This is a genomic window from Ruegeria sp. ABM4_193, assembly GCF_056158705.1.
The window spans coordinates 2,617,839-2,631,100 of the sequence record NZ_JBSWTT010000001.1 but is presented as its reverse complement, the minus strand read 5'-3'; the positions used below and the strand labels follow the sequence as shown (position 1 = coordinate 2,631,100).

13 protein-coding genes are annotated in these 13,262 nt (G+C 53.3%); 8 read left to right on the top strand and 5 right to left on the bottom strand.

Going from position 1 to position 13,262, the window contains the following annotated elements:
• The first annotated feature begins 27 nt into the window (after positions 1 to 27).
• Positions 28 to 453, top strand: coding sequence for a GFA family protein (locus ACXADZ_RS13170; RefSeq protein ID WP_475196989.1), 426 nt, complete (start codon positions 28 to 30; stop codon positions 451 to 453).
• 137 nt (positions 454 to 590) lie between these two features.
• Here ACXADZ_RS13170 and ACXADZ_RS13165 read toward each other — a convergent pair whose 3' ends face one another.
• Positions 591 to 1,007 carry a thermonuclease family protein gene (locus ACXADZ_RS13165; protein WP_475196986.1) on the bottom strand — a complete coding sequence of 139 codons (417 nt, stop codon included), beginning with the start codon at positions 1,005 to 1,007 and terminating at the stop codon, positions 591 to 593.
• A 397-nt stretch (positions 1,008 to 1,404) separates the two neighbouring features.
• Between ACXADZ_RS13165 and ACXADZ_RS13160 the strand changes: the two genes are divergently transcribed.
• The gene (locus tag ACXADZ_RS13160) at positions 1,405 to 2,418 is read left to right on the top strand and encodes a helix-turn-helix domain-containing protein (protein WP_475196984.1); all 1,014 of its coding nucleotides are present in this window, start codon (positions 1,405 to 1,407) and stop codon (positions 2,416 to 2,418) included.
• Between the two features lie 55 nt (positions 2,419 to 2,473).
• On the opposite strand, the gene ACXADZ_RS13155 is transcribed toward ACXADZ_RS13160, so the two are convergent.
• Positions 2,474 to 3,808 carry a GIY-YIG nuclease family protein gene (locus ACXADZ_RS13155; RefSeq protein ID WP_475196982.1) on the bottom strand — a complete coding sequence of 445 codons (1,335 nt, stop codon included), beginning with the start codon at positions 3,806 to 3,808 and terminating at the stop codon, positions 2,474 to 2,476.
• 332 nt (positions 3,809 to 4,140) lie between these two features.
• Between ACXADZ_RS13155 and ACXADZ_RS13150 the strand changes: the two genes are divergently transcribed.
• The 3 genes from ACXADZ_RS13150 to ACXADZ_RS13140 all read left to right on the top strand — a co-directional run bounded on the left by ACXADZ_RS13150 (position 4,141) and on the right by ACXADZ_RS13140 (position 5,976).
• Positions 4,141 to 4,515, top strand: coding sequence for a hypothetical protein (locus ACXADZ_RS13150; protein ID WP_475196979.1), 375 nt, complete (start codon positions 4,141 to 4,143; stop codon positions 4,513 to 4,515).
• A gap of 171 nt (positions 4,516 to 4,686) precedes the next feature.
• Entirely contained in the window at positions 4,687 to 4,947 is a 261-nt protein-coding gene (locus tag ACXADZ_RS13145; protein WP_475196975.1) for a hypothetical protein, read from the top strand.
• Between the two features lie 903 nt (positions 4,948 to 5,850).
• A complete protein-coding gene (locus ACXADZ_RS13140; protein WP_475196973.1) occupies positions 5,851 to 5,976 on the top strand; it encodes a hypothetical protein in 126 nt (41 codons plus the stop codon).
• A gap of 165 nt (positions 5,977 to 6,141) precedes the next feature.
• Here the strand turns inward: ACXADZ_RS13140 and ACXADZ_RS13135 are convergent, their stop codons facing one another.
• The 3 genes from ACXADZ_RS13135 to ACXADZ_RS13125 all read right to left on the bottom strand — a co-directional run bounded on the left by ACXADZ_RS13135 (position 6,142) and on the right by ACXADZ_RS13125 (position 9,406).
• Entirely contained in the window at positions 6,142 to 7,104 is a 963-nt protein-coding gene (locus tag ACXADZ_RS13135; RefSeq protein WP_171125974.1) for an ion transporter, read from the bottom strand.
• A gap of 4 nt (positions 7,105 to 7,108) precedes the next feature.
• Entirely contained in the window at positions 7,109 to 8,278 is a 1,170-nt protein-coding gene (locus ACXADZ_RS13130; RefSeq protein ID WP_475196968.1) for a low temperature requirement protein A, read from the bottom strand.
• A 261-nt stretch (positions 8,279 to 8,539) separates the two neighbouring features.
• Entirely contained in the window at positions 8,540 to 9,406 is an 867-nt protein-coding gene (locus tag ACXADZ_RS13125) for a LysR family transcriptional regulator (RefSeq protein ID WP_475196966.1), read from the bottom strand.
• A gap of 95 nt (positions 9,407 to 9,501) precedes the next feature.
• Between ACXADZ_RS13125 and ACXADZ_RS13120 the strand changes: the two genes are divergently transcribed.
• The 3 genes from ACXADZ_RS13120 (at position 9,502) to ACXADZ_RS13110 (ending at position 13,155) form a co-directional block, all read left to right on the top strand.
• Entirely contained in the window at positions 9,502 to 10,809 is a 1,308-nt protein-coding gene (locus tag ACXADZ_RS13120) for an aminotransferase class I/II-fold pyridoxal phosphate-dependent enzyme (RefSeq protein ID WP_475196964.1), read from the top strand.
• A gap of 294 nt (positions 10,810 to 11,103) precedes the next feature.
• Complete coding sequence (locus ACXADZ_RS13115; RefSeq protein ID WP_475196962.1) at positions 11,104 to 12,135, top strand: DUF1214 domain-containing protein; 1,032 nt, start codon at positions 11,104 to 11,106, stop codon at positions 12,133 to 12,135.
• 18 nt (positions 12,136 to 12,153) lie between these two features.
• Positions 12,154 to 13,155, top strand: coding sequence for a DUF1214 domain-containing protein (locus ACXADZ_RS13110; protein ID WP_475196959.1), 1,002 nt, complete (start codon positions 12,154 to 12,156; stop codon positions 13,153 to 13,155).
• The last annotated feature ends 107 nt before the right edge of the window (positions 13,156 to 13,262 follow it).

The window sequence follows — 13,262 nt, the reverse complement described above, 5'->3', positions numbered from 1 at the left end:
GTTCCCGGAGGTTTGGAGGAAAATCGAATGGCGACGCGCGGGTATTGTCTGTGTAAAAAAACAAGCTGGGTCTTCCAGGGTGATCAAACATGGGCATGCTATTGCCACTGTGATGACTGTCGTCGGAATTGTGCGGCGCCGGTGGTTGCGTGGCTTGGTGTGCCGATAGAGAACTTTGAGTGGACCGGTGATAAACCCCGCACTTACGAAAGTTCCAAAGGCGTTTTCAGGCACTTTTGCGGGATGTGCGGGTCACCCATTGGATTTGAAGCCGATCACTATCCGGGTGGCATGCACCTCTATGCTGCGTCACTCGAAAACCCGGAAGACTTCAAACCGACTTTTCACGTGAACAAGCAAAGCAAGTTGCCTTGGCTTCAAATAAATGATGATCTCGACGCGTTTGAAGGCACATTACTAAATACTCCTAACGACCCAGACGGATACCAGTAAATGGGGAAGTCACCCGATTTCCCATATGGCAGCTATGTCCGCAACACGGTCATAGCCGTGTTTTCTAACAGTGTCTGCTCTGGATCAAAGCAGCCGTTTACGCTCCGACCTGTTAATAGGTCCAGAGCCTAATAGTCTCAGCTCCGGCTCACCTTTATTGTCGTTCTCTGTTGAATGCGGATAGAAGCATGCCCAAACTGCCCGTTAGCGAGCCTTCGCCGCACTCCCGGTGGCTCTAGATGGCGATACTTACCACGAGAAAACTCCGGCAAATCTAAAGCCAGTCCTTGTTTAATTAACTCTGCACCAATGTCTCGACCGTCTGGTAGATAGCATGTTCCCACAAGTCGGTCGTAAGACCTTTCACCATCAAGTTCTGCGGTAATGGTCTGCCCCTTACAAATTTCAACCATCGCCCATTTGGACTTTTGGCCATAAGGCATGTCCAATTCCGGAGCATCGATTCCAGCCAAACGATTTTTTGTTCCATTTATTCGGATCGTGTCGCCATCTATCACGTAGGCACGCCCCTGCAGCATCATGCTCTTTGGCATTGCTGGGAGTTGGTATCGTGGCTTTCGCGTGGTCCGTCGATGGTTAGACCTTACTACTGGCTTTTTGGAAGGCTTTCGTCGGTACGAACTTCTGACTGCTCGGCCAACAGAACGATTGCCAGTGGTGCTTTTTATCAGCAATCCACCAATAATCACGATTAATACAACTAGTTCCATCGGAGTGTGATACCGCTGCTAAACAACTGAATTTTATGTATATTTAAGGTATGCTTAGATCGAATTTCTTTCGATTTAAGGCCAAAGGACTGTTAGTATCTGCCAAAACTTTATAGAACAGATCACAGTCTTAGGTGGACACCAACGGGAAGCGCTTAGTCATTGACAAATTGAGAACAACTTCGCTTGCTGGTCTTGGAATGGATTTGCAGCAATTGGAATGGGCGGATTGAACCAGATTGAATTAAGATTTGATTGGCTGGTCAGGTCTCTAGAAAAGCTAGTTGGAAACACAGAAGCGTTCAACCAAGTGTTGGAAAGCAGTGGCCTTTCAAGATCATCTCTTTTGTCCAACAGTAGAAAAAAGCCCAAAGCAGAAGCCGAACTAATACGTTCAACTAGCAGACTTATTCGCGACAACGCATTGGGCGTGAAGCTGGGTTTGCAGGATGTAGAGAGCGGAAGCCTTACTAGCTACATCGGCAAGTATTCGTCTAACTTGCGGGCAGCCATAGAAAACTCCCAAAAGTACTACGGCGCGGTTGATCCAAATCACTCATACGCACTCCGTATGTCAGGAAACGCCGCATCCTTCGAAATTGAGCGAAAAGAACCTCTTTTTGCAAAATACCACAGATACACTGAATTTTTGTTGGTAGGTGCTTTGACCAGGATGCGTAAGATTACGGGTGTAGACTTTTTCCCAATAGAATTACGTTTCGAGCACGAAGTTAAGAACGCTAAGGATTTGGAGCGTCTAGTTGGATTTCCGCTGGTTTTTGGAGCCGAGAAAACGGAAATAATACTACCACTGTCAGTTTTGGACCTGCCAATCCCCACGTATGAGCCATCACTGCGAACTCACTTGATGGAATACGGAGAGCGACTTCTTTCGGAGCAACCCAACCCAAAGCAACCGCTTCGATCAAAAATTGAAGGGATACTGATATCAAGTCTACCAGGGCGAATTATTCCCGCGCCTGAAGTCGCATCTAGCCTGGGACTGAGTGGAAGAACCTTTGCAAGGCGCTTAAAAGAAGAGGGCTTAAGTTTCAGAGCGATCGTGGACGATCTGAGATTTGATCTTGCAACCACTTACCTCAATGGCGGCTATACATCATCTGAAGTCGCCTTCATCTTGGGTTACTCCGATCAAGCGGCTTTTTCGACCGCTTTCAAAAGGTGGTCGGGTGTTAGCCCAAAGTCTTTTCTAGACCAAAATGGAGTTAGGTAGCGGTCACAAAACCAATTTTGAGACCGCTTTTGTTAACGCATGACGCTATCTGCCTTTAGGCCGCTTCAGAGAATTCCATAAGAGATGCGTAGTACTCTTCTGCCACCACATCTTCGTATAATTCGGCTTCAGGCGAGTACAAGGTCAATGCCTCCCGAATTTCCTCTAAGGAAACACTGAAAAATTCCTTTCGCATATTGACCTTGTTTACACGTCGGTCGTTAAACACACTGTGCAATGTCTTTTCTAAAGACGGAGCGTCTTCAGTATAAATCATTGCGTGGACGTCGAACAGGAACGGTACGGATGCGTCACCCAGTTCTTTGACGCGATCCATCGGTTCCAGACGACGGGTCATACCAATCTTCAGAACTTTTTCACCGAACGATCCGATGTTGGAAATCACGTAGACGTGACCGGCACGGGTCTGTTCGGCCATCGATTTGGCACGTTCCGCTTTAGTGTGGGCTTCGGCCAATTGTTCTTCCAGTTCTTCGATCCGAGCCTTGTCTATGGCTGAATCCGATTTGGCGATCCGCTTGGCGCGATCCAGCAGACGTTCTAGTGCCTTTTCGTCGTCAATAGCCTTCTGCATTTCGCGTGCAGCAGCTTCGTCTTCACGGCGCAGGGCTGCGGCATGCTTGGCTTCTTCACGCAATTCCTGTTCCTTCACGGCCAGTTCAAAGTGCATGTGCAGTTCTTTAACCTTCTGTTCGATGATGAAATCACCGATGGCGTTCTGGAAGTGACCGCTGTTGGCTTGATTGGTAATCGTCGTACGAATTTGTTTTTCTTTCGTTTTTATGTTCTTGTACGTTACTTCGCGGATCGCTTTGTCAGACAGAACGTTGAAGGTCGCAAACGCCATCTTCAGAGCCGATTTGTTGTGACGGGACTGATCCTTGACGCGACGGGCCATGTGTTCTTTTACGTTGTTGCGGATGTTGACGATTTCCTGTTTGAACAGTTTCGGATGACGCACGTCGAACTTGAATTCGTACATGCCGGAATGCAGGACATCAACTTCACGGGTCAACATACCCAGTTCCGACTTCGCATCACCCACCAGCTTGCGGGTGGCGGCCAAGGCAGACGTGGCATCTTCGATGTCGCGTTGAATTTCAGCTTCCTTTTCGATCAGTTCAGCGAGTGGCACGAATTTTGCGGCCAATGCTTTGTGGGCGGCGCGGGCTTCTTCGATAGATAATTCCAGTTCTTTGCTTTTTTTATTCGCTTTGTTTTCGGCATTGTTTGCTTCAACCTTCGCGGCTTCTGCGGCGGCGATGGCTTGTTTGGTTTTGCGGCTGTTACGGCTCGCCATTAAGGCGAATGCTATCGGGCTGAGTACGACTACGCCGGATACGATAAGTGCGATAGTTGAAGTTTCCATCTCGGTCATTCCTCCAGATATTTGTTTTTCGAGTAGGGGTTGTCTCGTGAAAAATCTGTGTTGAGGTCAAAGAACTCGCTTTTTATTTTTCGCCAAAAACAATGGATTTCAAGACAAGTAGCTTCTGACGGAATGCTTTAGAATTCTGCAATTAAACGAAAATAGTTAAATCACTCGAGAGTACTGAAAATCTCTCCTTATGCACTGAATTAATATTTTGCGCCAAAAAAGCACCGCTCTGCTCTGACTTTGGCTATCACAAAAAAGAAGTCAGCGACGTTGGCGCCTAGGTGAGTTTCAGAAGGAAGTTGCTGTGAAAGTGGAGCTAATCAATGAAGAAATTAAGGAAAACTCTGATCGGAACCTCACTGGCAGGATTCGTTGCCATTACTTCGGCTTGTAGTACTGGTGTGAATGGTGAAACAGTTGCTGGTGTTCCCGGCTCTCCGGCATGGTTCGCTACTGCGTCGAGCGAAACGAAATTCGCTTTCTACAGCGCAGAGTGCAAAGGTTACGGATTTGAACCGGGTACTCCGCATTTCGCCATGTGTGTCAAGGAAACGGCCGGTGAAATGCGGGCGGGAGCAAACCAATCTCTGGCAAACATGAGTCAACAAATGTCTGACTTTGGTAAAGGGCCGGAGATGTATACGACGAACTGCAACTCGTTCGGAAATTCCATCAATTGCCAAACGACCGGTTGGTAAATTGAGGCACTGCAATTCCATCGCGAATTAAATCTGCAGAGCAAAAAATTTAAAGACCACCTTTTTGCCAGCGTGCGGATTTGAATTTCGACGACTACACGCGGTTCGCAATGAACTGGCGCAAGGAATTATCAAAATAAAACTGTGCCTTGAAAGAGAAAGGGCCTCTCAATGAAAGACAACAAAGTAGTCCGTGTTACTTATTCTGCTGGCTTGCTTGGATGGCTGTTCGGCAGTTCGCGTGGAAAACTTGAAAACGTTATTTCACGTCAAAACGAAGAAGGTTGGAACGTTGTTCAGGTTATTCCTGAAAACTTGAACCTTGCATATCACCTGGTCAGACTTGTGATCCTGATAGCCACTTTAACGCTTTGGACACTAGGTTCATCTGTGAACGTGATTATGGAAAAGCCCGTTCCTGCGCCTGCGTAAAACCCGAACAGGCATTAATCTGGGCAGTCCCATGGTCAGACTAAATCCCCGCGTTGCCTATCATCCCAGATTAAGGTGACGCGGGGAACTTTGATCCAACCCAAGATTTGTGCCGTAACAATTTAACCCCGCAACTAATGCCCGCGTTGTTCAATTGGTTTCCCTCCGAACAATGCGGGTTTTTTCGGGGATGAGGGGGTAACGAGTTTTTTGTCACCAGTGGCCGACCGGACCTTTCAATTCTGGTTCGGTCGGTAACGCGTGATCTGGTGGTTGAATGTCGTGCTTGTGCAACCACTCAAAGATCGCGGCCCATTGGGTTTGGATGCTAGGTGCGCTGCGGTATTCATGCAGCGACTCTAGTCGGCAGCGTAGATCATACGGGATTGTTCGTGGCCACTTGCGCATGTTGAATGTTCTATCTTTGTTCCGGCGCAAGTCAAACAGTTGTCCATCCCGTGACGGGCGTTTTCGTTCATTGGGTATCACCACGCGCATTAGCCGCACGGAATGTCGATTCCTGCGTTTGGACACCTAAGCTGGACACCTGACGATCAGACATAAAAAAAGGGACCGCTAAGTCCCTGATTTTATTGGCTGGGGTGGTAGGAAACCTTGCCGCCCGATGAAACCTATACGCTTTTCCAACCGGTGACCGGAACTGGGGCGGTTTCGGGGGCATTTTTCAACCGCTGACTTACCCGTTTACTGGTGCCGACGGGTGCTGACGAGACCGCTAGACCGACCGTCCACTGGCGCTGAGACGACCGCTGACGAGTGGTTCCAAGGGCTGACTGGAGGTCGCTGGTGCTGGGGCGGAAACTTGTACTGGCACTCTGTGTCCCAGTTCACAGAACCTCTCGTTCATCCAAGTTAACGTAACGTCATCAATGGGAGGTCGCAATGCTTCGTAAGGCTTCAAATACCTGGCACACCCGCACCGAACACGCAGTAACCATGATCCACCCGGTTGTGCGTATCTTGCGTCATTGCACCCAGATGCAACGCCAAGTGAACCGCTACCACTGAATTCGAGCGCGGGTAGGCCGACCGGTTGACGACTGTTTGTTGACGTTGATGAAGTGGCTGACCGTTGGCGCAGAAGCAGACGTTCGAGCGTACTGCAGCGAAGGACTGTATCGAGCCCGAAGTGGACGCCCGACCCAAGTCAATTGAGTGTGTTTCTTAGAAAAGTCATTCTTCGTAAACAGGCTTGGTATTTTGGGTCGTCGGTTGGCCACAGGTGGGGCAGCGATCGACCTGCGGCACCGTTTCGGCATGCACGCGATTTCGTATGTGGTCAGCAGCGCGGCGCGACAGGCCCAATTGCTTGCGAACGGCGTCAATAACGGCCTCGTCCGCCTCACAGATATCCCCGTCTTCTAGGGCTTTTCGAAATTCACGCTCTAGGCTTGCGCGTCGGCGGTGCAACTGGTCATTTAGACCGCTTGCGATGATCCCTGCAGGCAATGCGGCCATACCTATGCCGATCACCGTGATCGCTGCTCCGAAGACCTTCCCCGCGACCGTGACCGGGGTCACGTCGCCATAGCCAACGGTCGTAAGTGTCGCCATAGCCCACCACATTGCCGCCGGGATTGAGCCGAACGCATCTGGTTGCACCTCATGCTCTGCCAGCCAAGCACCGCTTGCGGCAAATATCAGCATCACCATCAAGATAAAGAAACCGGCGAAAAAAGCGCCAGCCTCTTCTTCAAATACAGCGAGAAGCATGCCGAGCGCAGGCGAGTACCGAGTGAGTTTGAGTAGCCGCAACATACGGAAAGTTCGAAGCAGTCGCAGGTCAACCGGAAAGATCAGGTAAAGCAGCGCAGGCAGCACAGCCAGTAAGTCGATGATCGCGATCGGAGACACAGCCCAGGAGGCGCGCGTTTTATAGCTTGGGTTCTCGGTCGAGACCCAAAGTCTGGCAACGTATTCGACCACGAACACGAACAAGGAAAGGCCTTCGAACAGGTTAAGCGCGAAACCCCAACGAGCATAGATGGAAGCGACCGTCTCAAGGATAACTGCAGCTACGTTCAGCGTGATCAGGGCGATCAAAGCTATTTCCAGCAACCAAGGGCCTGTGGCTGCCCGGTCTGGGCGCTCCAGCCACCAATAGACCCTCTGCCTCAAATAGCTTGAATCTGTCACAGCCTCACCCATCTCGGAACTTCATCCAGGCGCGCGTCAAAGGTATGGCGATCTGTGATAGCAAAGCTGTCCCCCAGATCAGGTTACCAACCAATGAAGGAACATGTGGGACGATATAGAAACAGGCAATTGCCAGAACGATCCCAAACACTCGGATGTCCCAGCGCCCGAAGTCTGAGGCCAGGCGGTGCTCAATGACGTTCTGAAGCACCCAAAGCATGGCTATGTATCCGGCAAGACCAAAACAGCCAATGGCTGCATATTCGGTTGGGTAAGGCTCCCAAAACCCGACCTTGACCTCCGCTGCAAGTGCCACGCCAACCATGACGCCGCACAACATCAGGACCAGGTGCGCAAGCCACCAGATGACTAAGGTCGACACTTTTTTGTCTTTTGGTTTGGCGTTACCGACAAAGTCAAAATAAATCCAACACATCACAAACATCGAAACGCCGCCGATAACGAAGTTGACCAGCACATCAGGCGAAACTTTATAGATGCCCTTCTCTGAGAGAGTGACGACCAGTTTGAAGAAGCCTTCACCCAAAACGATTAGCGTCAGCAGAGCAAACCGCTCTGCCATATGACCAACGCGCGGAACGAACCGCTCGAAGCGTAGGACAGTGACGCCTGGGATCATGTACATTGCCTGAGTAGCGACCATCGCGACAGCAAATACCCAATAGGCAAGCGGTGCCGGTAGAAACGCTGTGATGGCGAAGATCACCGCAAAAACCGAAAAGTTCCGAATCTGCGCTGCCGACATCAACTCGCCGAAAGAATTGACCCGCCGGGCGCGATAATAAAGCGCCGCGATCATGGCTCTGTTCGCAGAAAATCCTAAAGCAAAGAAAACCCAGCCCTTGCCGTCGATAGCCGGAATCGCTGCAGCCATAAACATCACCGTACAAATCATCACCGACATAATCAGGCGGTGCCAGAAATCGGTGCTGACATAGATCGAATTGAAGATGCTGAGTTCACCCCAAGCGTACCAGAGCGTGATGAAGACCCCTGCGAACACAAGAAACCCATGAAAATCAAGGTGGTGCGACAGGTAGTTGCCCAATAAGAAGATCGTCACAACATGGATCAGGTCATAGAATAACTCGGCCCAATGGACGTGGTCATGCGCGTGGTCAAGATCTTGATGATGTTGGGGCTTTCGCCACATAGGGTGATCATGCAGGGCCATAAATAAGGAACTCTAGAAGTTGATTGATTGAAGTGGTCGACAAATGGCCACTCCGCTTCGGTAAATTCAAGACCAAGGTTGTCCCGGAGACTAACGCTGTGCAACCCCTGCAATGACATGGCTGAGGTGACCGACCATTGTGTCCGCAGAACCGACATTCAGGTCTGATGCAGCGAACGGACACTCTGAGCCCAAACCTACGAAATGCTGCACCACGCTCGAATTGGGCCCTGGGAACTTCTAATAGAGCAGCGAAACGACTTGATCGGTTTCGGGTCTTCGCCTCGAATCTTCGGGCAGTCGAGCGCACAAATGGCGCCCCGTATGGCAGGTACGCTCGCTGGCAGGTTTCAGCGAACCGTTCGCGAGCGCTTCCTCGATCAGGCACAGATGCCCGATCAAGACGCCGGCACCGGCTTTGGCCTCTTCCACGGCAAGGCTGTATAGGGAAAACTTCGGGCCGTGTATCGGATCGCTTGTGGGCGTGGCTGTCGCCTTTGACCAAACGGCCCAGTCATCTGCCCACGTCTGGTCGTGCAAAAGCGTCGCTGTCTCGAAGTCTACGACCCGTTCAAGAAGCGCAGGTGCGCACACCGGTACAATCCCATCGGCACAAATCGGGACCTGATCGGGGGATCCATCGGGCACATCGAAGAAAATCGCCAGATCGAACAGTTCTCTCGACAGGCTCGGCGGGGTTTCCATCGCGGTCACCGAGAAGTTGATCATTGGTAATTGCGCTCTGACCTTGCTCAGTCTTTTCGGCAACCAAAGCTGAGCGACGGATGGAAGGGCCGCGATGTGAAAATCCACGTCCGGACCAAGGTTGCGCAAGGCGCGCGTTGCATCCGCCAACGCGTCAAAGGCGGATGTGAACCTTGAGACCAGCGATGCTCCGGCCTTAGTCAACTCCACCCCTTGGGCGTTACGGCGAAAGAGTGACATGCCCGCCCAATCTTCCAACGTCTTGATATGCTGAGAGATCGCGCCAGGAGTGACGCAAAGCTCATCCGCAGCCGCAACAAAACTCGCATGTCGCGCAGCAGCTTCAAATGCCCGCATGGCGTTCAGCGGTGGGCCCTTCGGACGTTTGGGGGCGACGCTCATTTCCTAGCCTTAGTTTTTCTACGCCCAGAAATAGCAAATCTGCTTTGCGCTGTCACGTTTCAGGCGCCAGATTGGTGCAAACAGGAGGATGGCGCATGACACTTGCACAACGAAACTGGGTTCCCGAAACGAGCGAAACTCTGATTCAGGACATTGCCAACAAGGCTGCGTCCACGACCTCGGCCGATCTTCTGGCCCGGGTTCAGACACTCGCCGAGCGGAACCGTGTGATCCACGAGGAAGCATGCTTCAACCTCAACCCGGCGACCAATGTTATGAACCCCAAGGCAGAGGCGCTCTTGTCGTCAGGTATCGGATCGCGTCCGTCCTTGGGCTATCCCGGTGACAAGTATGAAATGGGACTGGAGGCGATCGAAGAGATCGAGGTTATCACCACCCAGCTTTGCGCTGAGGTGTTCGACGCTAGTTTTGCAGAGGTCCGCGTGCCCTCTGGCGCGATTGCCAACCTGTTTGGCTTCATGGCGACCTGCAAACCGGGTGACACGATTATCGCTCCGCCCGCGTCGATTGGCGGGCATGTGACGCACCATAACGCGGGCTGTGCGGGGCTTTATGGGCTGCGCACGGTCGAGGCTCCCGTAAACAAAGATGGCTACACGGTCGATCTGGATCAGCTTCGCGCATTGGCCCTGGCCGAACGACCCAAATTGATCACCATCGGCGGCAGTCTGAACCTGTTTGAGCACCCCGTGGCCGACATTCGTACCATCGCGGACGAAGTCGGCGCCAAGGTCATGTTCGACGCGGCTCACCAATGCGGAATCATAGCCGGGCGGGCGTGGTCGAACCCACTGAAGGAAGGCGCGCATTTCATGACGATGAGCACCTACAAAAGCCTTGGGGGACCGGCCGGCGGACTGATCGTCACCAACGATGCCGAGATCGCAAAGGCGCTGGATGCCATCGCGTTCCCCGGGATGACTGCCAACTTCGATGCTGCGAAGACGACCGCTTTAGCAGTGACCATGCTGGATTGGAGGGACTTTGGGAAAGCCTATGCCAGGGAGATGATCGCAATGTCGCAAGCATTGGCGGCCGCATTGGACACAGAGGGCGTTCCGGTCTTTGCAGGGGCCGAAGGCTTTACGAACTCCCACCAGTTCGCCGTATTGGCCGAACCGTTTGGCGGCGGTCAGGCGGCGTCGAAAAAGCTGCGCCCGAATGGATTCCTTGCTTGCGGCATCGGACTGCCTTTGGCCGTGGTTGACGGCGATATGAACGGGTTGCGCATTGGCACGCCAGAACTGGTCCGTTGGGGCATGACGACGGCCGATGCAGGTCAACTTGCCGCGCTAATTAAATGCGGTCTCAACGGCGAAAGTGTTGGAGAAGAGGTGGCGTCCTGGAGGCGAAACTTCAACACTCTCTGCTTTGTTCACTGAGACAGAAAGCGGACATTTGTGCATTCTTGGCGAACGACGGCTTTGTCCGCGTAGCAGACTTTAACTGAATTCGGCCGAACATCTGCTCTGAGCCCGAAGCGGACTGATTGCGCGGGCCTCCAGAAGGGTCGTAGCGGTTGAGACGTGGCGTTCGGTTAAGCTGCAGCGAAGCGCGAAATCGACACCTCTAAACCGGCCTGATCCAGATCAATGTCATTGCTGCCTTCCCGGCTAACATGGCGACGTCTTCTTCGATCCGTTTTCGACGCCGTCATTTCATAGAGCAGGTTCTCAATGCGATTACTTAAGAAAGCCCCAACACTGTTCGCTGCTCTCGCTTTTACCGCTGCACCCGCTCTGGCCAGCGACACGGTTCCAGTGCACGTCTTGAACTTCATCCGCGCCGAAACCGACCAGTACTTCGCCCGCTACGTGGCTCAGGGAGGGCTGGGGCAGTTCATCCACGTACGCGAACCGGCCCCGATTGAGGAACAGGACATCATTCGGTTGAACCGGGACACGCTTTACTCGTTCGCGGTGTTCGACCTGACGGAACCGGTGACGATCACCAAGCCGGACCCCGAGGGGCGTTTCCAGTCGATGCTCGTGTTCGACCAGGATCATTATGTCGTCGCGATCGAACATGACGCGGGCGTGTTCACCTTCGATCAGGGCAGTGTCGGCACGCGCTATGTGTTCGCGATCTTTCGCACCTTTATGGACCCTGAAGATGCTGCGGACGTCACCGAGGCCAACGCGCTGCAGGACGCCATTCAGGTAGACCAGAGCGACGCCGGGAGCTTCGACGCGCCCAACTGGGACCAGACCTCGCTCGACCGGACGCGCGCCCAGCTGCTTGCCTTGGCCGCCAGTGTCCCTCCGGAATTCGGGTCGGGTGGTATGTTCGGTGCACAGGACGAGGTTGACCCGGTCAAGCACCTTTTAGGAACCGCCATCGGCTGGGCAGGCAACCCCGAGACCGCGGCGTTCTACGAGATATTCAACAGCGACCCCAGTGAAGCCTTAAGCCCCTATGCGGTGACCGTTCCGGCCGATGTGCCGGTTGACGGGTTCTGGTCGATCACACTCTACAATGGCGATGGCTACATGGAGGCAAACGATGCCGGAGCCTACTCCATCAACAATGTGACCGGAGCGCCAAACGAGGACGGGAGCGTCACGGTGCATTTCGGCGGCTGCGAGGACGGACGCGTGAACTGCCTGCCGATCATGGAGGGCTGGAACTACACCGTTCGGATGTATCAGCCCGGGGCCGAGATTGTGAACGGGTCGTGGTCTTTCCCCCAGCCAATGCCGGTCGAGTGACACAATTGGAGAAACGCTATGAAGAAATATCTGCTTGCGTACCTCGCGCTTCTGACGCCTCTCTCCGCGATTGCAGAGGACGTCACGGTTGCAAATTTTGCGCGCGCCGAGACCGACACCTATATTCGCGGCATCATGGCATCTGCCGGGGTAGATGTAGGCGTTTTGTACCACGAGCGTGATCCAGTCACGCCCGAGAACCAGACCGTCATCAGACAAAATCAGGACACGCTCTATTCGGGCATCGTCCTCGACTTGTCAAAGCCAGTCAGCATTACCCTACCGGAGGCCGACGGCCGGTTCCTGTCTATGCACGTCGTGAACCAGGACCATTTCATGTTCGTGGAGGACAAGCCCGGCACCTACGACCTAACCGAAGATACCGTCGGAAGCCGCTTCGCCGCGATCATTCTCCGCACCTTTGCGGATGCGAACAGTCCGGAGGATGTGGCTGGGGCTCGCACAGTGCAGGATGGGATCGTAGTCAGCGGCGGCGGTATCGGGCCATTCGAAGCACCGGACTGGAACCTGGAGGACCTTGAGACCATTCGGAGCGCGCTCAGCGACGTGGCGGCTCTTGGTTTTGACGCCTCCTACGCCTTTGGACGTGAGGACGAAACGCGGCCAGTCGATCACCTCATCGGCACAGCGGCTGGTTGGGGTGGGCAGCCTCGCAGCGCGGCGATGTACGTCATCACAAGTGTCGCCGCCAACGACGGCACGACGCCTCATGCCGTGACCATAGCGGATGTGCCGGTCGATGCATTCTGGTCCATCACGGTGTACAACGCCGAAGGCTATCTGGAGGCCAATGACCTCGGCGTGAACAGCTACAACAACTACACAACCGAACCAAATGACGACGGCTCGCATACCGTGCATTTCGGCAACTGCAACGATGGCCGCGCAAACTGTATCCCCATCACCTCCGGCTGGAACTACACAGTGCGCATGTACGCGCCTCGCGAGGAGATACAGAACGGATCGTGGACCTTCCCGGAGCCAGTGCCGCTGCCCTGAGACCTGCCGCGCAGTCGAGCTTGCGGCAAGACAGCCGGTTTCGCCGCTGCGCTGTCATGGTTGTTGCAAAGCTCGGACGGAGGCTTCGTCCGCACGTCAGACATTCG